Origin of the sequence: Nitratireductor soli, from assembly GCF_001050155.1 — a bacterium.
Classification (GTDB): Bacteria; Pseudomonadota; Alphaproteobacteria; order Rhizobiales; family Rhizobiaceae; genus Nitratireductor; species Nitratireductor soli.
Genome location: NZ_LFVY01000027.1, coordinates 1 through 25,698 on the forward strand (window position 1 = coordinate 1; position 25,698 = coordinate 25,698).

The following is a 25,698-nucleotide window of genomic DNA, read 5'->3' on the forward strand; positions in this document are numbered from 1 at the left end:
GAATGGGTACATTCAGGGGAGCAGGTCACTAATTCGCTTTAATCCGCAGGCGGTGCAGCTGTGGTTCGACCAGTTTGAGGCGTTTAGCCCGGCACTGGGCCTGTTCTTCACAATCACCGGCGCGCGGAAGATGTTCACGAATATCCGGCTGCTACTCGCGATCCAGGCGCTTGAGGTCTTCCATCGCCGTACCAGCGGCGAAACCGTTATGGCTGAGCAGAAATTCGCCGAATTCACCGAGGCGATGGTGGCGGCGATCCCGCCGGACACTGAGCCCGACATGCGCGAGAAGCTCGAATCCCTGTATCGATTCGCAAATGAGCCGAGCCTGAAACAGAGGCTTCGGTCGATCGTTGCGTCGCTATCTGACGCATTCGGCGAGGCGCCGGGTGGCTTCGACGGCAAGTTCCTGCGCAAGCTCGTCGACACCCGCAACTACTATACACACTTCTCAGTAGAGCTGAGCGCCCGGACTCTGGACGGCCAGGGCATGTATTGGGCGATGAGGCGGGTCGTGCTGTTGCTCACTCTGCTGTTCCTGCAACGCCTCGGGATAGCAGCGGACGACATCAAGCCCCTTCTGCACCGGCACCGTGAGTTCGCGCAACTCTGGGCGAAGGCGGACCGACCAAGATGACGCCCACTTTTCAAGGCATGGCGCCACACTGGCTGAAACCGTGAATGAAGGCGCTCGTCGAGGCGAAAGTGGGAAATGCCGAACTCGACCAGACCCAGGTGGAGCGGTATCTCGAACTCGCCCGCCTGAACGAGGTTGATGCCGTTATTACCATTTCAAATCAGTTTACTCCAACCCCCGATGAGCATCCAGTCGCAGTCCCAAAGCGTGCTACGGCAAACGTGGCTTTGTATCATTGGTCATGGATGCATGTGCTGACGCAGGTAGAACTGCTACTTCACAATGATGAAGTCGTCGACGGGGACCAAGAAGCCATCCTGCTAGGCGTTGGTGCACAGATGCTGTCTGCGGCGCAATGGGGTCTTTGATGTCGCAGGCTATGCCCTGCTTTCCGTATAACGAACGGAGTCCGGGCGTGCACAGGCGAGCATGCGGTTGAGAACAGCACGGCCGATGGCTACCTCCGCCTGCTGAGCAGCAAAGGAGCGAGCGCGTAGGCGTCGGTCGATCAACTCCTTGTAGCGCCCGATGGCCGTTTCGATCAGGGCGCGCTTGCCGTAGCCGGTGATAGCCTGCCATTTCAGCCGGCCGACATTTGCGATTGCTTTGATGTGGTCATCTCTTTGATCGGGCGGACCAGTACCGCCACCTTCTGTCGCCGTGATCCGCGGCGGAATGACAATCCTGGCGGCGGCGCTGTGTTGCAGGACGGCGCCGTAGGTGGGATTGCCGTCATAGGCACCGTCCGCCGTGAACTGACCAATCTCTCCGTCAATCTGATCAAGCAGCGGTTCCACCTGTGAGGGGTCGCCAATGTCCTGATTGGTCAGCGTGTGGGCGATGATTTCACCAGTATCAGCGTCCACGGCTAAATGCAGCTTGCGCCAACCGCGGCGCGATCTGGCGCCGTGCTTGTCTTCCAGCCATTGGCCGGCGCCGAACACTTTCAAACCGGTGCTGTCGATCAGAACATGCAAAGGGCCATGCTCCGGATGGTTCTGCTGGTTGAGCCGCGGCGCCCATCTCTGCGCCCTGCGGCTCAGCGTCGTATGATCGGGAACCGGCAGATCAAGGCCCATCAGATCGAGCAGCGAGACCATCAGTCCTTCGCTCTGGCGCAAACGAAGCCCGAACACACAGCCCAGCGTCAAGACCGTCTCAATGGCAAGATCGGAATAGTGGGTTGCCCACCACGGGTTCTTCGTCGCGGCGCCTGCCATGCGGCCAAGGCTTCCGGTGTCACCCACAACGTCAGGCTGCCGCGTCGCCGCAGGCCTGCCTCATAGTCCGGCCAGTTCGTCACCTTGTATTTCATCTTCGGTATTCGGTGGCGGCAGTTGGCATTGTGCTTGAATGGCATCAGGCGAAGATCATCCGGTTTGCGATCTCGCCCGCCTATCGGCAAAGCCTTAAAATAGATCCATGCACCAACACCGCTGAAACGGATATCGGCCCGATGCCCGGCCTAAGCTATCTCATGAAGTTTTACCGTCGGCACAACCCGCTCGCCAACCTCAAGACTGGCGGCGGCGCCGTCACTTTCAGAATTCGATCCTGAGCCTAGAGCGCTTCCGCTTTTCCTCGAATCGCGGAAGCGCTCCATCTCATTGTTTTTACGCAATTCCGGACGGAAAACCNCTGCGCACTTTTCCTGGAATTGCTCTAGCCGAGCGTGACGGATCTACGCTCGGTTGCCGCCTTGCCTGCGCCCCGATATGCCGTCATCTCCATCTCAACCCGGAATTCGGGGGAGCTCAGCGAGGTGCAGTTGATCGTGCGCTGCGGATCGATGCCTTTCAGCCTTTCGCCGACATACGCCATGATCGCGGGAACATCGTCCACGTTCGGAATGAAGATCTTCGACGCCACGATGTCGGCAAGGTCCGAGCCCACAGCCTTGAGCGCTCCTTCGATATTGTCGAAGCACTGTTTTGCCTGCTCTACGGGATCGGGCGATATCTCCCGCGTCCGATAGTTTCTTCCGGCGGTATTCGATACCAAAATCCAGTCGTCCACGCAGACGAGGCGTGAATAGCTCTCCTTTTCCTCATAGATGGAGCCGGATTTCAGCTTTATGATTTTCGGTTCGGTCATGTCATTCCTTTCAGGGAGAGGTCTGACGTTTCGGGGCGTCATGCCCTGCATACGCCATGTGTTTTTTCGTCAGCCGGTCCCAGCGGAACGGACTTGGGTCGACCACGGGCCTGCGCGAGAGAAGCATGTCGGCGAGAAGACGTCCGATGCCCGGTGACAGGCCGAAACCATGGCCGGAACAGCCGGACGCGACCCATGCGCCGTCAAGGCCAGGTACGGCGTCGATGACCGGCACGGAGTCGGGTGTGACGTCCATGACCCCTGCCCACGCATGACTGACGGCCACGCCCTCCAGTGATGGGAAAGTGTTGCGGGCGTTTCTCAGCGCGCGTTTCAGGAAAAGATTGGATGGTACGGGGTCGAGTGTGCGCACTGCCTCGAACAGCGTCGGCTCGTCGGCGCTCCAGCTTGTCGGATTTGCCAATTCCCGAAAGAACGATGGGCCAATCCGAAGATGGAATTCTCGCCAGCTATCGCGCAGCCGCGGGACATATTGCGTGAAGAGCCGGAAATTGTCGGGGAGGATTTCCGCGATGTTGGCATTGCGCAGTGTCAACGTGTGGCCGCCGTCCATGCGAGGGCGCAGCGAGACGTTCTCGGTGCCGAACGGGTGATCGGGAATGCCGCGCGCGCCGACTACCCTTGCGACCGTGCCGGTGACGCGTAACTGGGGGAAATCGACACCGTGGTTTCTCAGAAGGGCACGGCTCCAGACGCCACCCGCGACGACGACGCGCTGAGCCCGTATGCGTCCCCTCTCCGTGATGACGCCCGCGACCCTGCCTCCCTCGATGTCGATCGCCCGCACGGCGCAGTTCGTAAGGACGGTCGTGCCCGCCTTCCTGGCGGCCTCGGCCATTGCCGGGGCCGCAATCCAGGGCTCGGCACAGCCATCATCAGGCGACCAGAGCGCCATTCGCACCCCACCCCTGATGCCGGGGGCGATTTCACACGCGCGCTCCCTGCTGAGCAAGGTGGTGTTTATCCCGTATTTCTTGCCGATTTCGTGCCAGCGCTGCCAATTCGCGGCGTCGCGCGCCGTAAAGGCTGCATAGGTGATGCCTGTCTGGCGAAAGCCGGTTTGCGCGCCGATGCGCGCGTCCATACCGCGCCACAGGCGCAGCGCAAACGAAGCCAGCGGCAACTCCGCTTCCTCGCGCCCCATCTGCCGCACCCAGCCCCAGTTGCGGGAGGACTGTTCGCCGGCGATGACACCTTTCTCGCAAAGCGTCACCGCAAGGCCGGCTTCTGCAAGTTCAAGGGCAGTGAGGACCCCGACGATGCCGCCACCGACGATCACCACATCCGCTGCGTTTGGAAGCCCCGCGTCGCCTTCAAAGGCGGCGATGGGAACGGAGATGGTCATCGTCAGGACTCCAGGTCTATCCAGATGGTTTTGGTCTGCTGATACTGACTCAGCGCCTCCAGGCCGTTGTCGCGGCTGAGTGATCCTGACCTGCGGTATCCACCGAAAGGCGTCGCCACCGACCCTTCGGAAAAGCTGTTCACGGACACCGTGCCGACGGGCAGGGACCGGGCAAACCGCAGCGCCTGGCCGATGTCCCGGGTAAAGACCGAGGCGTGCAGGCCGTACTCGGTGTCGACAGCGAGACGCAGTGCCTCGTCGTCGTCATCGACCGTCATAAGCCCGAGAACGGGGCCGAATATCTCCTCGCGCGCGATCTTCATGCCCGGAGTCATCCGGTCGAAAACGGTCGGCTGGAGAAAGAAGCCGGGATCGTCTTGCGGTGCGATCCCTCCCAGCAGAATGCGTGCTCCTTCGTCGGCGCCGGATCGCAGGAACCCCATGACCCTTTCGCGGTGCTCCGATGTTATCATTGCGCCGATGTCGGTCGCAGGGTCCAGAGGGTCGCCAACCACCAGCTTCTTCACACGTTCGACAGTGCGCGCCACGAACTCCTCATGGTGTCGCCTGTGCACGATCTGGCGCATATTTGCCGAGCAGTTCTGACCTCCGTTCCAGAAAGCCGCCATCACGGCGCTCTCGATGAGCGCGTCGGTGATGACGGCATTCTCGAGAACGAGGAACGGGCTCTTGCCTCCCAGTTCCAGCCCGACCGGCTTGAGGTTGGTCTCGGCGGCATAGCCGAGCAGGTAGGCTCCCACCTCGCCGGAACCGGTGAACGACACCATGTCGATATCGGGATGAAGACCTATGGCCTTCCCGGCTTCCTCCCCCGCACCCGGCACCACGTTCAGGACGCCTGCAGGAATGCCCGCCTCCGCCGCGAGCTCCCCGAGCCGCAATGCGGTGAGTGACGACTGTTCCGCAGGCTTCAGCACGACCGAGCACCCCGTCGCCAGCGCCGGTGCGAGCTTCCATGCAGCCATCAGCAGGGGAAAGTTCCACGGCACGATAAGTCCGACCACGCCGATCGGCTCCTGCACGATCATCGAAACCGTATTCTGGCCGGTCGGGGCGACACGTCCGAATGCCTTGTCGATGGTCTCGGCGTACCACTGAAAGAAGTGGGGGACCTCATGCGCGACCTCGTTTCGGCAATCGCGGATGGTCTTGCCGCTGTCGACGGATTCGAGCAGCGCGAGCTCTTCGCCATGCTGGCGAAGAAGCGCGGCGAAGCGCAACAGAACCTCCTTGCGTTCGCCCGGGTCGCAGCGCGACCATGCGCCGCCTTCGAACGCACGGCGGGCCGCCTTGACGGCGGCATCGACATCGACGTGGGCGCAGGCTGCGATTTCGGCGAGAGGCGCGCCGGTGGCGGGGTTGAGGGTGACAAAGGTCCTGCCCGACCGGGCGTGAACCGCCTCGCCATCGATCCAGGCTCGGGACTCGATCCGAACCTGGGCTGCAAGGGCGTGATTGCTAGGCGCTTCATTCATCGGGAGACTCCAGAGTTGCAAGGGACGCAAAGGGCGGGGGATCAAAGACGCGCACCGGCGGCGGGACTTCGGTCCACTTGCGGATGGCGACACGGCCGACCTGGCCGGTGCAGCCGTGCGTCAGTTGAGAGGTGCCCCGGTCGGGCGTGAGCACGTTGGCCGTGCCATGCGCGCAGAATATGCGGGCCGTGTTCTCCGGGTCCGGCTGGGGATCGAACCACGCGCCGGTCTGGAGATGAACCACGCCCGGCAGAATGCCCGCCGATATCGCGACGCCGGCAAGGCAGGCACCACATTCATTTTCCAGCCGTGCAACGTCGCCATCTGTCAGGCCGAGTTTTGCGGCATCGGCCGGATTGAGCCTGACCTTCTCTCGCCCCGCCACCTTGGAACCTGCAGACGTGGTTCCGAAATCGAGCTGGCTGTGAAGCCGCGTCGAAGGTGCGTTGGCTATCAGAAAAAAGGGGCGTTCCGCGTCGGGCGCGCGCAGGTGTGGGCGCCAGACCGGCAGACCCGGTGCGTCGTCATAACCATAGGAAGCGATCTCCTCGCTGAAGATTTCGATCCTGCCGCTTGGTGTTCCGAGTGCATGGGCCTGCGGATCGTGCCGGAACGCACCAAGAAAGCCGACGCTGTCGGGTTCGCAGGGAAGATCGATCCAGCCGCGTTCCCAGAATGCATCGAAGTCCGGAGCGCTGAGCCCCCGTTCCGCCAACGCAAGCCGTGTGGGCTCGTAGAGATGCCGAAGCCACTCGTCGGCGGTACGGCCTTGCGTGAACGACATATATTCGTCTGGACCCAAAGCCTGTGCGACGGATGCGAGCGCGTCGTAGTCCGAGCGGGCCTCACCTTTCGGTTCGCAGAGTTGCTGCATGGCAAAGAGTCTCGGATCGTTCCGTGTCCCGCCAAAATCGGAACGCTCGAGGGAGAAGGAGATGGGCAGGACGATGTCCGCCGACTTTGCCGTTGCTGTCCATACGGGCTCCTGAACGACGAATGTGTCGACACGGCCAATGGCTTCGCGAAGCCGATAAAGGTCCTGATGATGGTGGAACGGGTTTCCGCCAGCCCACCACAACAGATGGATATCCGGAAACCTTCTCTGCTCGCCCATGAAACTGAATGGGGCGCCCGGATTGAGCAGCATCTCGGAGATGCAGGCGACGGGGATCCATTCACTGCAGGTGTTTCTGCCCTGCGGCAACACCGGTATCGGAACCGACACTTTCTGTCTGCCGGTATGGCCGAGCGAACCGAAGGCATAGGTAAAGCCGCGTCCCGGCAGGCCGATCTGCCCGGCCATGGCGGCGAGCGCAAGCGCGGCCCACACGGGCTGTTCGCCGAACTCGGCGCGCTGGAGCGCATGGGCGACCGATATGAGCGATTTGCGACCCACCAGATCGCGTGCAAGCGTCGCGATCGTGGCAGCGGGAATGCCGGTTATGCGTTCCGCCCAGACAGGGGTTTTCGGGCCTCCGTCGGTTTCAGACAGAAGGTATTCGCGAAAGCGCTCGTAGCCGACGCAGTAGCGGGACAAAAATGCGGTGTCGGCAAGCCCCTCATCCTGGAGCACATATGCCATCGCCAGCATCAGCGCGGTGTCCGTTCCTGGCCGGATCGGGTACCAAACCAGATTGATGTCGTCCGGCATGTCGTCGCGGATCGGGGAGAACAGGTGAAACACACCACCGCGCTCGGAAATCCTGCGCATTCCGTCATGTTCGATATGATCGCTGACACCGCCGTTGCCGATGGCCGAATTGCGCGGCGGCATACCGCCGAAGCTCACGATCACCTCCGTCTCGGCGATTACCTGCTTCCACGAGACGGTGTTGCGGGATATTTCGCCGAAGCTGCCAATCAGTCGCGGTAGGAGCGGCGCGGATGCGCCGGCGCTGTAGCTTGCAACGCCGTTTACATACCCTCCGAAGACCGTGTTCAGAAAGCGGTGGATCTGGCTCTGGGCGTGATGAAAGCGGCCCGCGCTCGCCCAGCCATATGACCCTCCATAAACGCCTGCCGCACCATAAATCTCGCGAACGCGGCGTGTCTCGGCGGCGAGCAGCGCGGCCGCGCGGTCCCAGCTCACCTCGACGAACGGTTCGCCTATGGAGCGCAGGCGAGGCCCCGGTCCCTCGCGCAACCAGCTTTCACGGACGGCGGGACGCAGCACCCGCGCGGGATGATCCAGGGCATTCTGGAAATTCTGGAGGATCGTGCTCGGCGCCCTATCACCTTCATGCGGGGTGATGTCCAGCCCGTCGGCACCCCGGCGGACATGGAAAGCACCCCAGTGGCTGGAATGGACGACTGGTCGCGACATAATCAGCTTTCCGCTGGAGGCAGCGCCTCGGCATGATGGCAGGCGACAAACCCCGCCCCGACCGGTCGCAAATCCGGTGTCTCGGATCGGCAGATATCGGTCACGAAACGGCAGCGGGGGTGGAAGCGGCAACCGGACGGTGGGTTGAGTGGGGAGGGCGGTTCACCTTCCTCCACATCAAGGTGGGCAGGCTTTTCCGGGTCCGGTACGGGGGAGACGCTGCGAAGCAGGCGCGTATAGGGATGCTTCGGCGCATCGAACAGGTTTCGGGTGCTCCCGGTCTCGATAATCTGGCCGAGATACATCACGGCAGTGCGTTCGCAGAAATGGCGGACCACGCCCAGATCGTGGGAGATGAACACAAAAGCTATGTTCCTCTCTTTCTTGAGCCGCGCCATGAGATTGAGGATCTGGGCCTGTACCGAAACGTCGAGCGCGGATACCGGCTCATCGGCGATGATGACGCTGGGCGACAGCACGAGCGCGCGGGCGATGCCGATACGCTGCTTCTGACCACCGGAAAATTCATGCGGGAAGCGGTTGGCCGATTCCGGCGGCAGGCCAACCTCGGCCAACGCATTGCGCACCAGCGCATCGATATCGGGGCCGGAGGCAATGGCGTGGACGCGGATGGCTTCAGCCAGCGCATCGCCGATCCGCATCCTCGGCGACAGAGAAGCGGCGGGATCCTGGAAGATCATCTGCAGCCTGGGACGCAGCCTGCGCAGATGCCGCGCAGGGATGCTTGTTATGTCGATGCCGCTGAAGACGACACGACCGCTCTTCGAATCCACCAGCCGCAAGATCGCGCGCGCAACGGTCGATTTCCCGCAGCCGCTTTCTCCAACGATGCCGAAAGATTCACCTTCGCGCACATCGAAGCTGACGCCGTCGACGGCTCGCAATTCGTGCGTTTCCGGAAAGGGCCAGCCGGTGCGCACGGAAAAACTGACGCGGAGTTCCTCAACCTTCAGCAGCATCCTCGCCTCCCTGGACATGCAGCCAGCAGCGGACGCTGTGCGCCTGCGATTCTCCGACTGCTACAGAGGGCGGCATCGTGTGGCATCTTTCCATTGCGTGCGGGCAGCGGTCGATAAAGCGACATCCCTCGGGCATGTTGATGAGCGCCGGGACGCGTCCGGGTATGGAAGCCAGTTCAGAAAGATCGCGGTCGACGCGTGGAAGGCTCGCGAGAAGCGCCCGCGAATAGGGGTGCGCGGGGCTGCGGAAGAGTTCCTTCACGGTGGCGGATTCGACCAGGTCGCCGCCATACATCACTGCCACGCGGTCGGCGTGACCGGCAACGGTGCCGAGATTGTGGGTGATGAGCAGCATTCCCATTTTCCCCTCGGTGCGCAGCATGTCCAGCAGGTCGAGAATTTGGCGCTGGACCGTCACGTCCAGAGCGGTTGTCGGCTCGTCGGCGATCAGGAGGCGGGGACGGCAGGCGATGGCGAGAGCGATGACGACGCGCTGCCGCATTCCGCCCGAGAACTCATGGGGGTAGGAGTTGTACCTGGTTGCCGCCGCAGGTATCCGGACTTTCTCCATCAGCGCGACGGCAGCCTTGCGCGCCTCGCGTTTCGAAAGTCCGAGATGATCGCGCAACGGCTCCGCAATCTGCTCGCCAACCGTGAGGACCGGGTTCAGAGCCGTCATGGGTTCCTGAAAGACCATCCCGATCTTGGCGCCGCGGATGTGCTCCATCACGCTCTCCGACGCCGCTTCGATCTGGACGGCATCCAGCGTGACGTGCCCCATGGTGATGGCCGCCACGGAGGGAAGAAGCCCCATAACCGACATGGCCAACATGCTCTTGCCGCAACCGCTTTCGCCGACGACTGCAAGGGTCTCGCCTTCGGCGACACTCAGCGATATCTCGCGAAGCGCATGGTATTCGACCCCGCCGATCACCAGCGACGTGCGCAGATTGTCTACACTCAGGACACTCATGCAGAGGCCCTCGGATCGTTGGCGTCACGCAGTCCGTCGCCCATGAGGTTGAGGCCGATCATCACCACGAGGATCGCCAGCGACGGCCAGATGGCGAGGCCGGGATAGTCGAGAAGATTATCGAACCCCTCCCGCACGAGCCCACCCAGCGTGGCCGCCGGCGGCGGGGCGCCTAGCCCGATGAAGGCCAGAGAGCTTTCGGTCCGCACCGCGGTCGCCAGCCAGAGCGTCGCCACGATGATGATGTCGTCAAGCGTCTCGGGAAGAAGGTGGCGCGAGATGATGCGCATGTCGCTGTAGCCGAGCACGCGGCAGGCATCGATATAGTCGCGCTCGCGCAAGGCGAGGGCAGCCGATCTTGCCATACGGTAGAAGGCCGGAAACGCCGTTATCGCTATGGCGATGATAAGGTTCGTGATGCCCGGCCCGAGAAGTGCGACGATAATGATGCCTGCCACCATTTGCGGAAAGCTCATCAGCAGGTCGTTGGCGGCTGACAGCCAGCGATCGACCCGCCCGCCGTAATAGCCAGACAGGATACCGATGGAAGTTCCGCAGAGCATCGCAAGCGCGGTGGACGCGAACGCGGTCCACAATGTTATCTGCAGGCCGTAAAGGATGCGGGAAAACGTATCGCGCCCGAACTGATCGGTCCCCAACCAGTATTCCGCGGACATGGGCCGGAACCGCGCCAGCATCGACTGCGCGTAAGGATCATGCGGGGCCACAAGCGGTGCAAGTATGGCCGCGGCGGCGACGATAGCCATGATCGCGGCGCCTGCGATGATGGCGACGCGGCCGGGAGGCAGCCTGCGGACGCGGCGGTCGATTGTGAGAGCTTCCGACATCAGGTTTTCACCCTCGGATCGACGAACCGGTAACACAGGTCGGTCAGCGCGTTGACCAGGACCACCAGCACGGCATAGGCGACCACAAGTCCCTGAAGCAGGGTGTAATCCCGCCGCTCAAGCGCGCCGATCACCAGTTTGCCCAGGCCGGGGCGGTTGAAGACGATCTCGGTCAGTACCGAGTTGCCTATGAGCACGCTGAAGTAGAGGCCGGTGAACGTCACCACGGCCAGCAGGACGTTGCGCAAGGCGTGTTTCCAGACGATCCGGCGGGCCGGCACCCCCTTGGCACGCGCCGTGCGGATATAATCCGAACGAAGCACATTCATCATTCCGCCGCGCGTCACGCGGGCCACATAGGCCATCATCACCAAACCCAGATTCAGCGCAGGCAGCGCCAGCGACATGAAGCGACCCCATGGATCGGTTATCGGCTTTCCGGACGATATGACCGGGAACCAGCCGAGCCAGACCGAGAAGACCAGAAGCATCAGAACCGCTGAAACGAAGGCTGGAAATGACAGGCCGCCGAGCGTGAAGATACGCACGATCCAGTCGAGCGGCCCGCCGTTCGACCGTGCGGCGACGACGCCCAGCGGGACACCCAGCACCACTCCGACGAACACACCCGCCAGCGACAGTTCCAGCGTGTAGGGAAGGACTTCGAGCACCGCACTCAGAACCGGGCGGTTCGATATCATCGAAACGCCCAGATCTCCCTGCGCGAGTTGGGAAAGGAACGCGAAGTATTGATGCCAGATCGGCTGGTCGAGACCGGTTCTCTCGTGAAACCGCGCGATCGCCTCCGGCGTGGCCTGATCACCGAGGATGATCAGCGCCGGGTCGCCGGGGACAATGCGCACGAGCACGAATGCAAGCGTCAAAACCGCGAGCAGCGTCGGTATCAGGGTTAGCAGAGGCTGTCCCGCGAAGCGCAACATCGGACTGCCTTCCGTCTAGCTATCGCAGCTCGGTCAACTCGGTAACGATGGGGCCGAGATGCATACCGGCCTGGAGGTCGTAGCCCCATTCGACATTGTCGCGCCGCGCATAAGCGATCAACTGCTCGTAGAGCGGCACGGCGCAGATGTGCTCGATGATCTTCTTCTGCGCGCTGGTCCAGAGTTGCCTCTGCACCTCCGGATCGGTTTCCGACCGTGCCCTGACGATTTCGTCATCCGCCACGTCGCAATGCGAGAAGTTGATCGACGCCGTCGGCGTTCCCACGATCGACGCGGAGTGGAAGAACTGGGTCAGGAACACATCCGCAACCGGGAAGCGAGCCGCCGAATAATAGACGACCTGGCTGCGGTCCTCGCGGATCTCCGCATGGAAGGTCTGATGGTCCACAACCTCAAGCTGGAGGTCTATGCCCGCAAGCGCGAGCTGTGCCTGCGCCACCTGCGCGACGCTGAGCATGTTGGGCAGTGACGTCTGCACCATCTTGAGGCTGATGCCGTCCGCAAAGCCTGCATCCGCAAGCATCTTGCGTGCGGCCTCGGCATCGCCTTCGCCGTAGATGGGCGTCGATCCGTCCCACCCGAGATTGCCAGCCGGAATAACCGAGCCCGCCGGCTGTGCGAGGCTCTCGCCGATGAACTGGATGTATTCCGGACGGTTCAGCGCCGTGGCCACGGCACGTCGCACCTCGATATTGTCCAGCGGCGCCGACTTCGTGTTCAGGTGAAACTGCTGCAGCTCGGCAGGACGCATGATATCGACCGTCAGGCCATCCGTGCGACCGACCGAGTCTATCCATTCCTGATCCTGGCGACCGTAGGAGACATCGAGTTCGCCGGCTCTCAGTGCGAGGTCGCGGGCGGAATCGGAGGGAATGTAGCGGTATTCGATGCCGTCGAGCTTCGGTGTGCCGCGGAAATAGTCGGGGTTTGCGACAAAGGTCACCCGCTCCTGGGGGACGTAATTTTCGACCATGAACGGACCGGTCCCCACCGGCTGCGTCGCGAAGTCAGCACCACGCTCCTCCGCAGCCTTCTTCGAAACAATGTTGCCACCATGGTAGTTGGCAACCAGTCCGAGCAGCGACGGGATCGGCTGCTTAAGCGTGATCTTGACGGTCAGAGGGTCGATGGCTTCAATCTTGTCGATTGCCGCGTAATCGGAAGAGAATGCCGAGGTGTCGGGATCTGCACTCCGATTGAGCGAAAACACGACATCCTCCGCTGTCACTTCGCCATAGCCATGATGGAACGTGACGCCGGCGCGTAGCTTGAAGGTCCACTCCGTACCGTCGTCGTTGCTCTCCCAGCTTTCGGCGAGATCCGGTTCGAGTGAACCGATGTCGTCGGAGCCGGGCTTGAAGCGGACAAGTCCATTGAACACCCAGCCCGAGATCGGCTTGTCCGGTGTGCTGGTGGCGCGGTGCGGGTCCATCGTACCAAGGTCCTGCGAAGCCATGCCGTATTTCAACACGCCCTGCGCAAACGCCGGCATTGCGGTTGAGACGCCCAACGCCGCGACGAGCGGCAGGACGTAAATCCCTGTTCGATTCATCTTCAGTCCCTCTGGTGCTTGTTTATTGCTATTTTTGGTGCGGCACTTTTCGGCCGGATGCCGGTTTCCCGATGGTCGGCAAATCTCGGGAAGCGGCAGTGGATAAAGGCTAGTCAAACGCGCTAGTATCAGTCAAATATCAATGTCTGACGTTTGCATCCGAAAATGTTATGCTGAGCCAACGGTCGCTGGAGGTTTTTCGTGAGGTGATGCTGTACGGCTCGCTCGTGGGGGCCGCGCAGCATCTGCGCATTTCACAGCCGGCCGTCTCCCGTCATATCAGCGATCTCGAATTGCAGACCGGGCTGACGCTTTTTCGGCGGACAGGCAACCGCGCCACACCGACGAAAGAGGCTTTCGGGCTACTGGCCGAGGTCGATCGCGCATTCATAGGCCTTCGCGAGATCGAGGCCCAGGTTCCCCGCATCGCCAGCGGAGAGATGGATTCGATCACTCTCGCGGCAATGCCGGTGGTGGCGACCACGATGCTGCCCGAAGTGGTGGCCGAACTGAGCAGCGAGTTTCCTGCCGCCAATATCGAGCTTCAGTCCGCGCACAGCTCGCACATCATACCACGGGTACATGGCGGCTCCTTCGCGCTCGGGATCGTCTCACTGCGTCAGCCGACGGTTGGCGTACGCGTCATGTGGCGCGAGAGTTTCCCCTATTACTGTCTCCTCCCCCACGACGATCCCCTGGTCGAGAAAGATATCATCCGGCCGGCCGACCTCGCAGGGCGGGCCATAATCGGCTATGCCGAAACGGCCATGTCGGGCGTCATGCTCGACAGGGCGCTTTCAGGTGTAAGTCCGCCGCCGATCGTGCGGATGCGCGTTCATCTCAGCAAGACGACATGGGCGCTGGTTGCGAATGGGTGCGGTATCGCGATCGTCGAGTCGTTTGCAGCGCATGTGCATCGTTCCCGTGGAGGAATTGTGCGAAAATTCGATACGGACACGAAATTCGATCTGACCCTCATCGTCTGGGACGGCGCTATCCAAGACCGCTACGTCGACCACTTCATCACGGCGCTCAATGAGATTGGCGAGCGGTACAAGAACGACGATTTCCTACTATAGGGAAGGGATCGTCACGGCCGCTACCAAGAAACCTAGAACGGTTCCGTTGTAGGGGCGACTTCCATCAGAATCTCACAGAAGCGTTCCACCGATGGCAGGCGAGGTTCGTTGCGCCTGCGAATAAGCATCAGCGGGGCGGGCGGAAAGTCAACTTTGAAATCCAGAATGATCAACTGGCCCTCCGCCGCATATTTGGTGGCTATGTCGAGGGGCAGCAGGCCGATCATGCCGCAGTCGGCCATGACCGCCTTCATCACTTCCATCGACGCTGTTTCCACGCGCACATCGGGTGCCCGCAGGCCCGCGCGCATGAACATATCGGTCAGAGCCTGTCGGGCGGATGTGCGCGGTGGCGTCACCACCCAAGGCAGGTCGATGGTGTCTGCAAGTGTCAGAGGCTTTTCCGGCAAGGCGGGATGCGAGTGACTGACAACGGCTGCGAAGCGCTGCTGCGTCAGAAGCTTCTGGTCGAGTTCAGCCTCGTTTTCGAATGAGTAGCGGCCGATCACACAGTCGAGTTCCTTGGCCATGAGTTGCGCGACGAGGGGCTGTGTGGTGCCTTCGTGAATCTCGGCCGCAAGCGAAACATTTTCTTCGTTCAGCCGGTTAAGCGTCCGTGTGATCATGTTCGGCGCGATGAAGGCGATGACGCCGAGCCGAAGACTCCCGATATGCCCCGCGGCGATCGCCTCGATCTCATCCTTCGTCCGGTCGATGTCATTCAGCAGGGCATTTGCGCGGGAAATCAGAGCTTCACCCACCCGGTTCGGAATCATCCCGGCCCGACTGCGGTCGAAGAGGACTGTCCCGAACAGTTGCTCAACCTCCCGGATGATCTTGCTGATCGCCGGCTGGCTCAGCGCCATTTCGCGGGCAGTACGATGGGCATTGCGGTGCCGCCCGATGCTCACCAGTGTCGCGAGATGCTGGGGTTTCATCCGGTGATGAAGCAGGTTTGTTTCCCGCTCATCGTGGTTCTCGTCACTCATGCCCGATCCGTATCGATAACTAATAGTGATCGTATCATGATAAATCGTTATTGTTGACTTATCAATTCGGAATTTTATTGTCGTTGGTACCGGCAACGGCCAGTCAACGACAATGGGAGGGTTTGGTGACTGTTTCTTACATGATCCGATACGTGGGCGAGCCGGAGGACGCGGATCGCTTCTTCAATCACTATCGGACGCAGCACGCCGCAATCATGCGCGAATATCCCGGTATCCGGGCGTGCAAGTTGCATCACCCTGTCTCCTGGGACGATCCGGTTGCAGTCAACAAGGATCAAATTCTTGTCCTTGCCGAGTTGGTTTTCGATTCAATCGAAGCTCTGAATGCCGCGCTGAACGCGCCCGTGCGTCAGCAGTCGCGCGCAGACTTTCTCAACTTTCCAAAAATCATCGGCGGAGAGATCAGGCATCTCGCTGTCGAAACGGAAGTACTGTTTTCAGAAGGGAACCCACAATGAAAAAAACGCTCCTGCTTGCAACGACTCTTTCGCTGGGACTCGGCGTCAGCCATGCCGCATTTGCCGCGGAGTATAACTGGCGCTTCTTTACCTATGTCGCGCCGACCGACTTCCATGCCAAGATGAACAAGGAATTTGCCGACGACATCACCGCAGCAAGCGGTAGTCGTCTTGAAATCACGCACTTCGCGGCGGGCGAACTGCCTTACAAGGCCGGCGACGTCATAAAGGCTGTTGCGACCAACCAGATCCAGATGGGACAGGTGGGCGCGGGGTTGGCAGCCGGCGATGCGCCGGAAATCGACGTGTTCTCGGTGCCGTTCCTGTGCACGACCTATGATGGCTTCGCTGCGGCGGCCGAGGCGATGGGGGACATTCCGGACACGGTGCTCAACGACAAGTTCGGTGTGCGGGTCGTGATGAACTGGCCGATTCCGGGCCAGAACATCTGGTCGGCTGAGAAGATCAGCACCATCGCGGATCTGTCCGGCAAGAAGATCCGCACTTGGAACCCGCTGCAGGTCGAGATGCTGCAGATTCTCGGAGGAAGCCCCACGTCGCTCGACCCGTCGGAAGTCGTTCCGGCATTGCAGCGTGGTGTGGTTGATGGAGCGATCACGTCGGCTCTGTCGGCAAATGACTGGAAGGCCTACGACATCGTCAAGAACGGCTTCATGCTCAACTTCACGATGGCGCACCAGATCACGCTGGTGAACGCACAAGCTTTGGAGGACCTTCCCGAAGACCTTCGGAAGCTGGTCGAGGACAAGTCGCAGGAATGGGCGCCGCGCTATTTTGCTGCTTCGCAGGAAGCGAACAATGCCGCTCTCAAGAACATGATGGACAATGGGGTGGAGATTACTGAGGCCACGCCCGAGGATCTTGCTCAGGTAAAGGAGACCCTCTCGCCCATGTGGGAAAAGTGGGCCAGCGCCAACGGACCGGTTGCCGCCGACCTGCTGGAGCGCGTGAGCAAGGCATGTCAGTAGACGGGTCCACAGCGATGCCCGGCGGTCCTCTGGACCGCTGGGTAGGGTTGATCGGAAGGATATCGTCAGCGATCTCGGCGACCTTGCTGCTTGGCATGTTCGCCCTGATCAATGTCGAGGTGGCAACGCGCTACATACTACGCAGCTCGACCCTCCTGGCCGACGAATACGCCGGCTACATGTTCGCGGCGCTTGTCTTTCTCGGGATGAACCAGGCGATCCATTCGGAAAAGCTGATCACAATCGACCTGACGGGTCGCTGGGGTTCGCTGATGAACGGCTCGCTCATGCGCTTCATCAAGGCGTTGCTCCTGCTGGGGCTGAACCTGATGCTGCTGTATGCTGCGACGCTGACACTGATGATGAGCATTCGGTTCCAGTCGCGCTCGATCCAGTATTCCAAGACGATCCTGGCCTATCCCCAATCAATCGTGGTGGCCGGCCTCGTACTCGCCTCCATCGCTGCCTTTGCGCTGCTGTTGCGCGCGCGCAGACCGCGCGCCTGACCGGCACCAATACGGAGAACAACCATGTCCTGGGAGGCGATGCTCGCCCTCTATCTGGCCATGCTTTTCGGACTGATCGCCATTGGCTGTCCGATAGGCGTCGCGCTCGGCATTACCGGCCTGACCGGCATTTTCATCAATCACGGCACGGCGTTGTTGCCGACGGTCGGCGATATTCTGTGGAACAGCGGCAACTCGTTCATTCTCGTGGCGATACCGATGTTCATCCTGATGGGGGAGGTGATCCTCCAGACAGGCCTGTCGCGCAGGTTCTATCAAGGGCTATCGACCCTGCTGTCGCGCGCAAAAGGCGGGCTTGCCTATGCCAACATCCTCGGATGTGGAATGTTCTCGGCGATCTGCGGATCGTCGGTAGCCGCGGCGCTGACCATGGGCCAGGTCGCGGTTCCGGAGCTAGACCGGCGCGGCTACAACCCAAAACTCACGACCGGCTCCCTTGCTGCCGGCGGCACACTTGGCATCCTCATCCCGCCAAGCATCCCCATGATCATCTATGCGGTGACCGTCCAGGAATCGGTGATCGATCTTTTCATCGCCGGCCTCGTGCCGGGGCTGATCCTGATCCTGCTGTTCTGCATCTGGGTGTTCATCTATACGAGGCTCCATCCGGACCACGTGCCCGCCGTGCCGGCCGAACGGCCCGACGCGGCGGCGGTCCGGCAGGCCCTGGTCGACTGCGTGCCGTTGATGGCGCTCGTTCTCGCAACCATCGGCAGCCTCTATTTCGGCCTCGTCACGCCGACGGAAGCGGGCGCTTTTGGAACGCTGCTCGCATTGCTGATCGGGGTGGGCTATCGCGAGCTCAGATGGAAAAACATCAAGGCGGCGCTGCTGCGCGCCGCGCAGATGACGACCATCATCTTCTACATCATCGTTACCGGATCGATCCTCGCCTTTGCCATCGTTGATGCCGGGATCGCGCGTGGCGTCAGCAACGCGGTGGTCGATGCCGGGCTGTCCCCGCTGACCTTCTTCCTTCTCATCACCGTCATCTACATCGTGCTCGGCATGTTCATCGAAGGCGTTGCCATGATGCTGCTGACGGTTCCGATCCTCTATCCTGCGATCGTTGCGCTGGGCTTCGATCCCGTCTGGTTCGGGGTTGTCCTGGTGATCTTCATCGAGATCGCGGCGCTGACGCCCCCCATGGGATTGAATCTGGTCGCCATCCAGTCGGTGACGCAGAAGACGCCGCTGGCGACAATCATCAGCGGCTCATTCCCTTATGTCATCGTTATGCTGCTGTTCCTCATTGCCCTCTACGCGTTCCCGCAGATCGCATTGTGGCTTCCCCAGACGATGAAGTGACGATGTCAGTTTCTGTTTGCCACAAGCCACGCGCTCAGCATCTCGCTCAGCGCCACGCCGGGACGCGCGCCCATCGCAATCGCGGCGGCATTCGCGTGGGTGATGATGCCCTGGCGCAGCGTGGAGCGTCCGTCGCCTATGCGGGCGCTCATATGACCGACAGTGACCGCTGCGATGCCGCGCTCGTCGAGCGGCTTCAGGCGGCCTGTTCCCGCCTCGTCGATCCCGACCCCGGCATCGTTGAACGCCGCGAAGGCGCAGGCGACGTTGATGGCCTTGGCCGGATCGCCGCCGATCAGCCCGCCATGCGAACCGGTGATCACGATGCGGCCTGCATCCTCGTCGCGGATGAGCGAGGCGGAGTCGATGCAGATCACCGGCGCCGTGCCTTCGACCAGCAGTTCCTCGTGGCGCGTTTCGGCGACCTCGCCGGGCGTGGCCGGTGCGGTGGGGGGCGCGGCGGCGAACAGGGAGATCGCCTGCGAACATGTCATGCCGGCAACGATGCCAAGCGCACCGGCGGCGGCGTTGGCTTTGCTGATGATGCCGCGCGCCCGCATGTCGGCGACATCACCGATGCGTGCGCTCATGTGCGACACGACGGCCGCGGGAATGCCGTAGCTGCCGCAAAATTCGAGCGAGGCGATTCCAGCATCTTCGAGACCGCCGCCGGCGTCGCTGAGGATGACTGCGCGCACGCCGGCTGTGACGGCCTTGTAGGCACTGTAGAGGCCGCCATGAGAACTCGCGACCACCACCGCTCCCCTGTCGGATTCCGAGATGTGGTTGATCGAGTTGATCGCCCGGATTTCGACTGCCGCTAGAGCCTGCTCATCCACTTTCCGCATTCCTTCAACGATTCTCAGTACAAGATCGGGTACCTCAAATGACAGAATCTTCCAACACCATCCTCGCCGAGGAACTCGCTCGCACGCTGCGGGCTGCCGAGGTGGAGAATTTCTTCATGCTCACGGGCGGCGACCAGCCGATGTGGATCGCGCTGCGCGACCATGGCATTCGCATGGTTGTCGGCCGCAGCGAGGCCAGCTCCGTCTACATGGCTGACGGCTACGCACGCGCCAGCCGCAAGATCGGGGTGACCTACGGCCAGGCTGGGCCGGGTGCGGCAAACGTGGCCGCCTCGCTCGCCGACGCGTTGTGGGCTCAGTCGCCCGTCATGGCCCTGACCGGCGCTACCGCTACAAACGCGGTTTTCGCCAACGAGTATCAGGCGCTCGACCAGTTCAGCATGTTTGCCGCAGTAACCAAGTGGAACGGGGCGGCTGGTACTGCGCAGGATGCGCCGCGCCTGCTTCGTCATGCGATGCAGATGGCGCTGACCGGCGACCAGGGGCCGACCCATCTCGATGTTCCGAAGGATTTCTTTGGCCGCAGTATCGAGCGTGGATCGCGCGGTGACGACCCGCTGACCATCGTCGAGCGGGCGCCGGCCCTCGATGAGAATGCTATCGACGCGGCGCTGGCCAGCCTGAAAAAGGCAACGAAACCGATGATCCTCGTCGGCGAAGGCGTGCGGTTTGCCGATGCGGGCGCGTCACTGGCAGCATTCGCCGAACGAGCCGGGATCCCTATCGTCGTGACGATGGGTGGCAAGCCGTCTGTCCTTTCCGGGCATGTGAATTTCTGCGGTGTGGTGGGACGCTACTCGTCTGTCGAGGCGAACAAGCTGCTTGCGCAGGCCGATTGCGTGCTGGCTGTTGGATCGCGCCTCGGCGGACTGGCCACAAACGGCTACACAAATCCGTCGCCCAAGGCGACGATCATCCAGATCGACACCAACGCCTCCGCCTTCGCCAATCCCTACTGGCCGGCGGTTCGCATCCACGCCGACGCCGGCGCAGCGCTCGACGCCCTGACGCAGGCGATCACGCCCGAACCGGGCTGGGCGGAATGGCTGGGCGTGTGTCGCGCAATGGCCAAAACCTGGAGTGAACGCCTTGAAGCGAGGATCGAGGCCGATGCGGTGGCGCCGACGCTGACGCCGTTTACGGTGCTGGCGGAGCTTCGCAGCTATGCGAGCGAAATCTCGCTTGTGGCAGATACGGGCTACATGGCGGCCTGGACCGGGGTGGTGTTCCCGGTTGATCGCTACGATGGTTTCTTCCGTGCAGTGGGATCTCTCGGCTGGGCCTTGCCCGCGTCGCTGGGCGTCCAGATGGCGCGCAAGGAAAAGGTCGTCTGCGTCATCGGCGACGGCGGCGTGGGCTACCACCTTGCCGATATCGAGACTGCCGTGCGCTACAAGCTGCCGGTGCTGGTGCTGGTTCTCAACAACAGTGCGCTCGCTTTCGAGTATCACGAACAGAAATATCGCTGGAATGGGAATGTCGTGCCTGAAGCGAACGATTTCACCGAGGTCGATTATGCGGCTGCCGCGCGCGCCCTGGGTGCCGATGGACGGCGGATCGAAACGCGTGAACAGTTGATCGAGGCACTTGCCGCAGGCATTGCGTCCGACCGTCCCTGCGTGCTCGATATCGTCATCGATCGCGAGGCGTTTCCGCCCGTGACCAATTTCGAAGCCGTACTGGAGCGTGAACTTTGAAAGACGTGCCTCTGTCCGGTCGCGTTCTGGGCGAGATCTACGGCATCGACGTTGAAGCGGAGACGGCAGTGCGCATCGACCGCGCACTGACCGCGACCGTCAGCAAGATGTTGGACATCTTCGCAATGGAACCGGCACTCCTGGACGGATTCTCGACCGGAGCTGGTGATGAACCCGATGGATGACGTTCTGGATGGGTCGCTTGCCGAGGCTGCGCGGCTGATACGGAGTGGAGAGGTTTCGGCGACGGAACTGGTTGGCGCGTCACTGGCGCGTATCGGTTCCGTGGCGTCCGGAGCGAACCCCTTTCTACGGGTTCGCGGCGACGAGGCTATTCTGGCGGCTCGGTCCGTGGACGCCATGGACAAAGAAGCGCGGCAGGCTCTTCCACTTTGCGGCGTGCCGCTGGCGCGCAAGGACCTGTTTTCCGTACCCGGAGAAACGGCGACTTTCGGCGCACACGCGCAGTTTCATCGCCGAGGGGAAATGTTGGCCGCTCCACTGGCGCGGCTGCAGGAAGCCGGGGCTGTCGACATGGGTGCGCTGCACATGTCCGAATTCGCCATGGGGCCTTCAGGATGGAGTTCGGTCGACGGGGCGATCCACAATCCGCAGGACCCGCTATTGATCAGCGGCGGGTCATCCAGTGGAAGCGCGGCAGCAGTCGGTGCGCGTCTGGTGTTCGGCTCACTGGGGACGGATACGGGCGGTTCCAATCGCATACCCGCAGCGTTCTGCGGCGTGGTTGCTCTCAAGCCCAGCAGCGATCGCATAGCAGCGAGCGGGGTTCTGCCAGTTTCGAAAACACTCGATACGGTAGGACCGTTTGCCCGTTCCGTTGCTGACTGTAAGCTTCTTTTCGAGGCTCTGACAGGTGGAACGGTCCGATCGAGGCGGGAGGGTGCGCTTCGGTTCGGAATGCTGACGACGGACAGCCTGCCGGTCGAGCCCGATGCAGAAGTCGTGGGCGCACTGCATGATGTAGCCAAGCGTCTGGAAAGCGCGGCTTATCCGGTTCGTGAGGTGCGCTGGCCGGGCTTCGCGGAAACCAACCTCCTGTCTGGCACGGTCTTCCTCGCGGAGGCAGCGAGCGCGCATATGCATAATCTTGTGCGCCATGGCGAGTTGATGGGGTCGCAGGTTCGCGAACGCCTGCTGCAGGGCCTTGCGTTTCCCGCGCCCCTATATCTGGCCGCAATGGCCGAACGTGCGGCGCGGCGCGCTCGGTTCGAAGAAAGTACGCTCGCTGGCATCGACGTACTGCTGCTTCCCGTCTCGCCTGCCCGAGCGCCTGCCCGAAAGGAATATGCGGGGCCCGGCATTGCAGATGTCTTCAAGAAGAACGCGCATGTGGCTGCCTACACTGGAGGGTTCAATTATCTCGACCTCCCGGTGCTCTCGATGCCGGCGAGCGCGAGAAGTTTGCACAAAACCCTGGGAATTCAGCTCGTCACTCGCAATGGAGATGACGAGGTTCTGCTGGAGGCAGGGCGACTGATCGAGCAGCTTGCAAGGTAGCAAGCCATGCTCGCAGGCCACTGCCAAGCAGAACAAGCCAAGCCTCAACAGCGAGGGCGACAGGTATGATTGCGCTCATGGGCGCACATGCTATCGTCCTGTCCCTGTTGTTTTTCTAGACGAGAAGGCTCCGATGGAGGATCGGCACTGGCGCAACTACGCGGAATTTTATCAGAGATCCGGCTATTCCAGCTTTCAGCAGGAACACCGGCACTCCGAGGGGTGCAATCGTTTCGCCATGATAATGGTCGACCAGTTGCCCCATTCGTTTTGCGATCCTGCAGTCGGCGAAACGATCATCGCGATTCCGCTGACATCAGACCGAGACTATGTCTGGCGCTGGCGGCTTGAGGGCCGCGACTTCGCTCGGGAGGCCAGCAGTGGCGAAACCATCATCATCCCCTCCGGCGTGGAGAGTGAATGGGACGTCGACGCAGCGCGCAGGGTTCTGATCCTGACCGTTCCCGACACCACGATGCAAAGTACGCTAAAAACCGATTCCGCCACTCGCATACGTGACACATTCGAAGGATTTGCCGGTACGATTCTGGTCGATTCCTTTGTACACACCGCGATGATCCGGCTTTGGAACGCGCTGGCCTCGAAGGACGCGATGGAACGAAGGGTTGGAGGAAATCTCATGCCAACCCTTTTGTGGCACCTGCTGTCCCAACTGGACGACCAGCGCCATCTTGCCGATCAGGTCTATCTGCCGCTCTGGCGGCTGAAGCGCGTCGAGGAATTCATCGAGGCCAATCTTCAGGAGAAGATCGGCATTACCGATCTGGCGAGCGCGGCGGATCTGAGTGTGAGGCATTTCTCTCGCAGCTTCTTTCGTGAACTGGGCACGACACCGCATAAATGGCTGATGAAGCGACGCCTGGAACATGCCTGCAAGTTGCTGTCGTCTTCCAGCAATGGCATCGGTGAAATCGCCCGCGATTCCGGGTTTTCCAGCCAGAGCCACCTGACGACGCTGATGAAGCAGAGCTACGGAACGACACCGAACCGCTACCGCGACCTTAACCGGGAGCAGTGAGCCGGATTGGCCGACGATGGAGCATACGTGCAAAGCCTTATGCCGCAGCAAGACACGGGAAAGCCGAAACTGAACCTTGTCGGCGCGGGTAGCGTCGGCATGACGCTATTTCGCCGTTTTGCCGGCTCCGGCGCCGTCGACATTCAGGATATTTACGGCCGCGACGAAACCCGTCTTGCCAAGGCCGTTTCCTTCATCGGGGCAGGTTGCCCGGTGAACACGCTGGCCGCCATGCGCCCGGCTGACATCTGGTTTATCACCGTCCCGGATTCTCTGATCGCGGACGTGTCGCGCGATCTGGCTGCAAGTCGACCAGCCGGCCCCGGCACGGCCATCCATTGCAGCGGCTTTCTGCCAGCAAGGGAAATGGCGCCGCTGTCTGAACTGGGGTGGAGCTTGGCAAGCGTCCATCCGGTCATGACCTTTGCCGACCCGCAGACATCCGTCGATGCCTTTGCCGGCACCTATTGCGGGATGGAAGGCGACGACGATGCAATTGGCTGCGTCGCGCCGATCCTGGAGCGGGCAGGTGCGCGGCCGTTCACGATCAGGCCCGGCGGCAAGGCGCTTTATCACGCAGCGGCCGTGTTCTCGAACAACCTTGCCGTGGTTCTCCAGGCAATCGCCCGCGAGGCATGGGCGGAGGCCGGGGTGCCGGACGAAATTTCACTGGCCCTGAATGCCTCGCTCCTTGCCTCGACTGCAAGCAACGTGACCAAGCTGGGTCCGGCGGCGGCGCTGACCGGGCCGGCGGCGCGGGGGGACTGGTCTGTCGTCGAGCGCCAGGCCGATGCGGTAGCGGCATGGCATCCGCAGGCGGGGGAGGTCTATCGCAGCCTGAGTCCGCTTGCGCACCGGTTGAAACGCACCGGCTCGACCTTGCCTGTCCTGGATGAGGACGACGGGGGACCGTAACCAGCCTTCCTGTGCCGGCTGAATGAAGATCGTATCATGATTGCGCCACGGATTTCATGGATGTGCCGTGCAGCAGCCGGGCAGGTCCGCAGAGTTCAAGCCGCGCTTTCCCGCACGCCGACCCTCGTTCTAAGCTGAAGGTGGATTTGTCCGCCCCGCCGAAGCTAATCCGCCGACCAGAATGGCGGAGTATCCCCGAACACAGTCAGCAAGCCTGGAAAAGGAGCACGCAATGCCCCGCAGTGTGATCAAGAAGACGATTATCGCGCTTTCCGTCGTCGCGATGGGAGCTTTCGGCGCATCGGCCGATGTCCTCGACGATATCAGCCAGCGCGGGACGGTGCGCATCGCCGTTCCCGAGGATTTCCCGCCCTATGGTGCGATGGGCATCGACATGAAACCGGCGGGCTATGATGTCGATGTGGCCAACCATGTCGCCGAGAAACTGGGAGTTGAGATCGACCTCGTTCCCGTCATCGGCTCGAACCGTATTCCTTCGCTTCAAACCGACAAGGTCGATCTCATCATTTCTGTTCTCGGCAAGTCGCCTGAACGGGAAGCAGTGATCGACTTCGCCGACGCTTACGGTGTCCTGAACAATTCAGTGTTCGCTGAAAAGGACTCCGGCATTGCTGGGGCGGACGACCTGGCCGGAAAGTCGGTCTCCGTACTGCGCGGCGGCATTGCCGACATGCTGATAACCGAGGCCGCACCCGAGACGACCGAGATCAAGCGCTATGAGGACGAGAACAGCAACACCCAGGCGTTTCTGTCCGGGCAGGTCGACGCCATTGCCACTGGCGACATCATCATCAGTGCACTCAAGGCCCGTTCGCCGCGCCGTATGCCTGAAGAGATGTTCGTGCTGAACACCTCGCCACTCTATGTCGGCGTGAAGAAGGGTGAAACTCGCCTGGCCGAAAAGGTCAATGAGATCATTGCCGAGATGATCGCTGACGGAACGCTTGAGGCAATTTCCCAAAAGTGGCTGGGACGCGGCGTGCCGGACAAGATGTAAACCTGAAACAGGGCGGCCACCGCGCCGCCCCGGAGTTTGT

Annotated in this window: 24 protein-coding genes and 1 pseudogene; 13 read left to right on the forward strand and 12 right to left on the reverse strand. The window is 61.6% G+C overall.

Going from position 1 to position 25,698, the window contains the following annotated elements:
* Together AB843_RS23860 and AB843_RS23865 are read left to right on the forward strand one after the other, a co-directional pair.
* Nucleotides 1-637: HEPN domain-containing protein (locus AB843_RS23860; RefSeq protein ID WP_048649426.1), on the forward strand; the 637-nt coding region annotated here is incomplete at its 5' end.
* Nucleotides 638-681: 44 nt separating this feature from the next.
* Entirely contained in the window at nt 682-1,005 is a 324-nt protein-coding gene (locus AB843_RS23865) for a hypothetical protein (RefSeq protein ID WP_048649427.1), read from the forward strand.
* Between the two features lie 9 nt (nt 1,006-1,014).
* Here the strand turns inward: AB843_RS23865 and AB843_RS23870 are convergent.
* The 10 genes and pseudogenes from AB843_RS23870 to AB843_RS23915 all read right to left on the reverse strand — a co-directional run bounded on the left by AB843_RS23870 (nt 1,015) and on the right by AB843_RS23915 (nt 13,231).
* A pseudogene (locus tag AB843_RS23870) lies at nt 1,015-1,997 on the reverse strand (IS5 family transposase).
* Nucleotides 1,998-2,299: 302 nt separating this feature from the next.
* Nucleotides 2,300-2,731: a Rid family hydrolase gene (locus AB843_RS23875; RefSeq protein WP_048649428.1), complete on the reverse strand. Its 432-nt coding sequence runs from the start codon at nt 2,729-2,731 to the stop codon at nt 2,300-2,302.
* A gap of 10 nt (nt 2,732-2,741) precedes the next feature.
* Complete coding sequence (locus tag AB843_RS23880) at nt 2,742-4,097, reverse strand: NAD(P)/FAD-dependent oxidoreductase (RefSeq protein ID WP_048649429.1); 1,356 nt, start codon at nt 4,095-4,097, stop codon at nt 2,742-2,744.
* A gap of 2 nt (nt 4,098-4,099) precedes the next feature.
* Nucleotides 4,100-5,638 (reverse strand): aldehyde dehydrogenase, encoded by a 1,539-nt coding sequence (locus tag AB843_RS23885; protein ID WP_342022793.1) that lies wholly within the window; start codon nt 5,636-5,638, stop codon nt 4,100-4,102.
* Nucleotides 5,586-7,916 (reverse strand): molybdopterin-dependent oxidoreductase, encoded by a 2,331-nt coding sequence (locus AB843_RS23890; RefSeq protein ID WP_048649431.1) that lies wholly within the window; start codon nt 7,914-7,916, stop codon nt 5,586-5,588. The genes AB843_RS23885 and AB843_RS23890 overlap by 53 nt, the downstream gene beginning before the upstream one ends.
* 2 nt (nt 7,917-7,918) lie before the next feature.
* Nucleotides 7,919-8,896 carry an ABC transporter ATP-binding protein gene (locus AB843_RS23895; RefSeq protein WP_244468074.1) on the reverse strand — a complete coding sequence of 326 codons (978 nt, stop codon included), beginning with the start codon at nt 8,894-8,896 and terminating at the stop codon, nt 7,919-7,921.
* Nucleotides 8,880-9,869 (reverse strand): ABC transporter ATP-binding protein, encoded by a 990-nt coding sequence (locus AB843_RS23900; protein ID WP_048649433.1) that lies wholly within the window; start codon nt 9,867-9,869, stop codon nt 8,880-8,882. The genes AB843_RS23895 and AB843_RS23900 overlap by 17 nt, the downstream gene beginning before the upstream one ends.
* Nucleotides 9,866-10,717, reverse strand: coding sequence for an ABC transporter permease (locus tag AB843_RS23905; RefSeq protein WP_048649434.1), 852 nt, complete (start codon nt 10,715-10,717; stop codon nt 9,866-9,868). Before AB843_RS23905 ends, AB843_RS23900 begins: the two co-directional genes overlap by 4 nt.
* A complete protein-coding gene (locus tag AB843_RS23910) occupies nt 10,717-11,658 on the reverse strand; it encodes an ABC transporter permease (RefSeq protein ID WP_048649435.1) in 942 nt (313 codons plus the stop codon). Before AB843_RS23910 ends, AB843_RS23905 begins: the two co-directional genes overlap by 1 nt.
* Before the next feature lie 19 nt (nt 11,659-11,677).
* A complete protein-coding gene (locus AB843_RS23915; RefSeq protein ID WP_048649436.1) occupies nt 11,678-13,231 on the reverse strand; it encodes an ABC transporter substrate-binding protein in 1,554 nt (517 codons plus the stop codon).
* A gap of 170 nt (nt 13,232-13,401) precedes the next feature.
* On the opposite strand from AB843_RS23915, the gene AB843_RS23920 reads away from it, so the two are divergent.
* Complete coding sequence (locus tag AB843_RS23920; protein ID WP_048649437.1) at nt 13,402-14,310, forward strand: LysR family transcriptional regulator; 909 nt, start codon at nt 13,402-13,404, stop codon at nt 14,308-14,310.
* 32 nt (nt 14,311-14,342) lie between these two features.
* Here AB843_RS23920 and AB843_RS23925 read toward each other — a convergent pair whose 3' ends face one another.
* Complete coding sequence (locus AB843_RS23925) at nt 14,343-15,299, reverse strand: LysR family transcriptional regulator (RefSeq protein WP_048649438.1); 957 nt, start codon at nt 15,297-15,299, stop codon at nt 14,343-14,345.
* A gap of 125 nt (nt 15,300-15,424) precedes the next feature.
* Between AB843_RS23925 and AB843_RS23930 the strand changes: the two genes are divergently transcribed.
* The 4 genes from AB843_RS23930 to AB843_RS23945 are packed head-to-tail and all read left to right on the forward strand — an operon-like array spanning nt 15,425 to nt 18,602.
* Nucleotides 15,425-15,778, forward strand: a complete 354-nt coding sequence (locus AB843_RS23930) for an EthD family reductase (protein WP_157384596.1) — start codon at nt 15,425-15,427, stop codon at nt 15,776-15,778.
* A complete protein-coding gene (locus tag AB843_RS23935; protein WP_048649440.1) occupies nt 15,775-16,767 on the forward strand; it encodes a TRAP transporter substrate-binding protein in 993 nt (330 codons plus the stop codon). Before AB843_RS23930 ends, AB843_RS23935 begins: the two co-directional genes overlap by 4 nt.
* Nucleotides 16,758-17,273 (forward strand): TRAP transporter small permease subunit, encoded by a 516-nt coding sequence (locus AB843_RS23940; protein ID WP_082143990.1) that lies wholly within the window; start codon nt 16,758-16,760, stop codon nt 17,271-17,273. The genes AB843_RS23935 and AB843_RS23940 overlap by 10 nt, the downstream gene beginning before the upstream one ends.
* A gap of 24 nt (nt 17,274-17,297) precedes the next feature.
* Nucleotides 17,298-18,602 carry a TRAP transporter large permease gene (locus tag AB843_RS23945; protein WP_082143991.1) on the forward strand — a complete coding sequence of 435 codons (1,305 nt, stop codon included), beginning with the start codon at nt 17,298-17,300 and terminating at the stop codon, nt 18,600-18,602.
* A 5-nt stretch (nt 18,603-18,607) separates the two neighbouring features.
* Here the strand turns inward: AB843_RS23945 and AB843_RS23950 are convergent, their stop codons facing one another.
* Nucleotides 18,608-19,441 carry a hypothetical protein gene (locus AB843_RS23950; RefSeq protein ID WP_082143999.1) on the reverse strand — a complete coding sequence of 278 codons (834 nt, stop codon included), beginning with the start codon at nt 19,439-19,441 and terminating at the stop codon, nt 18,608-18,610.
* Between the two features lie 47 nt (nt 19,442-19,488).
* On the opposite strand from AB843_RS23950, the gene AB843_RS23955 reads away from it, so the two are divergent.
* The 6 genes from AB843_RS23955 (at nt 19,489) to AB843_RS23980 (ending at nt 25,658) form a co-directional block, all read left to right on the forward strand.
* Complete coding sequence (locus AB843_RS23955) at nt 19,489-21,168, forward strand: thiamine pyrophosphate-binding protein (protein ID WP_048649444.1); 1,680 nt, start codon at nt 19,489-19,491, stop codon at nt 21,166-21,168.
* Entirely contained in the window at nt 21,165-21,353 is a 189-nt protein-coding gene (locus AB843_RS23960; RefSeq protein WP_048649445.1) for a hypothetical protein, read from the forward strand. The genes AB843_RS23955 and AB843_RS23960 overlap by 4 nt, the downstream gene beginning before the upstream one ends.
* Nucleotides 21,337-22,686: an amidase gene (locus tag AB843_RS23965; RefSeq protein WP_082143992.1), complete on the forward strand. Its 1,350-nt coding sequence runs from the start codon at nt 21,337-21,339 to the stop codon at nt 22,684-22,686. Before AB843_RS23960 ends, AB843_RS23965 begins: the two co-directional genes overlap by 17 nt.
* A 133-nt stretch (nt 22,687-22,819) precedes the next feature.
* Complete coding sequence (locus AB843_RS23970; RefSeq protein WP_048649447.1) at nt 22,820-23,725, forward strand: AraC family transcriptional regulator; 906 nt, start codon at nt 22,820-22,822, stop codon at nt 23,723-23,725.
* Between the two features lie 6 nt (nt 23,726-23,731).
* Nucleotides 23,732-24,640 carry a Rossmann-like and DUF2520 domain-containing protein gene (locus tag AB843_RS23975; protein WP_157384597.1) on the forward strand — a complete coding sequence of 303 codons (909 nt, stop codon included), beginning with the start codon at nt 23,732-23,734 and terminating at the stop codon, nt 24,638-24,640.
* 232 nt (nt 24,641-24,872) lie between these two features.
* Entirely contained in the window at nt 24,873-25,658 is a 786-nt protein-coding gene (locus AB843_RS23980; protein ID WP_048649449.1) for a transporter substrate-binding domain-containing protein, read from the forward strand.
* Nucleotides 25,659-25,698: the final 40 nt, after the last annotated feature.

Excerpts from the sequence above, each read along its gene's own strand:
- AB843_RS23980 (WP_048649449.1), top strand. The coding sequence starts at position 24,873 with ATGCCCCGCAGTGTGATCAAGAAGACGATTATCGCGCTTTCCGTCGTC.
- AB843_RS23955 (WP_048649444.1), top strand. The coding sequence starts at position 19,489 with ATGACAGAATCTTCCAACACCATCCTCGCCGAGGAACTCGCTCGCACG.
- AB843_RS23905 (WP_048649434.1), bottom strand. The coding sequence starts at position 10,717 with ATGTCGGAAGCTCTCACAATCGACCGCCGCGTCCGCAGGCTGCCTCCC.
- AB843_RS23865 (WP_048649427.1), top strand. The coding sequence starts at position 682 with ATGAAGGCGCTCGTCGAGGCGAAAGTGGGAAATGCCGAACTCGACCAG.
- AB843_RS23895 (WP_244468074.1), bottom strand. The coding sequence starts at position 8,896 with ATGCTGCTGAAGGTTGAGGAACTCCGCGTCAGTTTTTCCGTGCGCACC.
- AB843_RS23940 (WP_082143990.1), top strand. The coding sequence starts at position 16,758 with ATGTCAGTAGACGGGTCCACAGCGATGCCCGGCGGTCCTCTGGACCGC.
- AB843_RS23935 (WP_048649440.1), top strand. The coding sequence starts at position 15,775 with ATGAAAAAAACGCTCCTGCTTGCAACGACTCTTTCGCTGGGACTCGGC.
- AB843_RS23920 (WP_048649437.1), top strand. The coding sequence starts at position 13,402 with ATGCTGAGCCAACGGTCGCTGGAGGTTTTTCGTGAGGTGATGCTGTAC.
- AB843_RS23880 (WP_048649429.1), bottom strand. The coding sequence starts at position 4,097 with ATGACCATCTCCGTTCCCATCGCCGCCTTTGAAGGCGACGCGGGGCTT.
- AB843_RS23910 (WP_048649435.1), bottom strand. The coding sequence starts at position 11,658 with ATGTTGCGCTTCGCGGGACAGCCTCTGCTAACCCTGATACCGACGCTG.
- AB843_RS23965 (WP_082143992.1), top strand. The coding sequence starts at position 21,337 with ATGAACCCGATGGATGACGTTCTGGATGGGTCGCTTGCCGAGGCTGCG.
- AB843_RS23875 (WP_048649428.1), bottom strand. The coding sequence starts at position 2,731 with ATGACCGAACCGAAAATCATAAAGCTGAAATCCGGCTCCATCTATGAG.
- AB843_RS23900 (WP_048649433.1), bottom strand. The coding sequence starts at position 9,869 with ATGAGTGTCCTGAGTGTAGACAATCTGCGCACGTCGCTGGTGATCGGC.
- AB843_RS23890 (WP_048649431.1), bottom strand. The coding sequence starts at position 7,916 with ATGTCGCGACCAGTCGTCCATTCCAGCCACTGGGGTGCTTTCCATGTC.
- AB843_RS23915 (WP_048649436.1), bottom strand. The coding sequence starts at position 13,231 with ATGAATCGAACAGGGATTTACGTCCTGCCGCTCGTCGCGGCGTTGGGC.
- AB843_RS23945 (WP_082143991.1), top strand. The coding sequence starts at position 17,298 with ATGTCCTGGGAGGCGATGCTCGCCCTCTATCTGGCCATGCTTTTCGGA.
- AB843_RS23970 (WP_048649447.1), top strand. The coding sequence starts at position 22,820 with ATGGAGGATCGGCACTGGCGCAACTACGCGGAATTTTATCAGAGATCC.
- AB843_RS23925 (WP_048649438.1), bottom strand. The coding sequence starts at position 15,299 with ATGAGTGACGAGAACCACGATGAGCGGGAAACAAACCTGCTTCATCAC.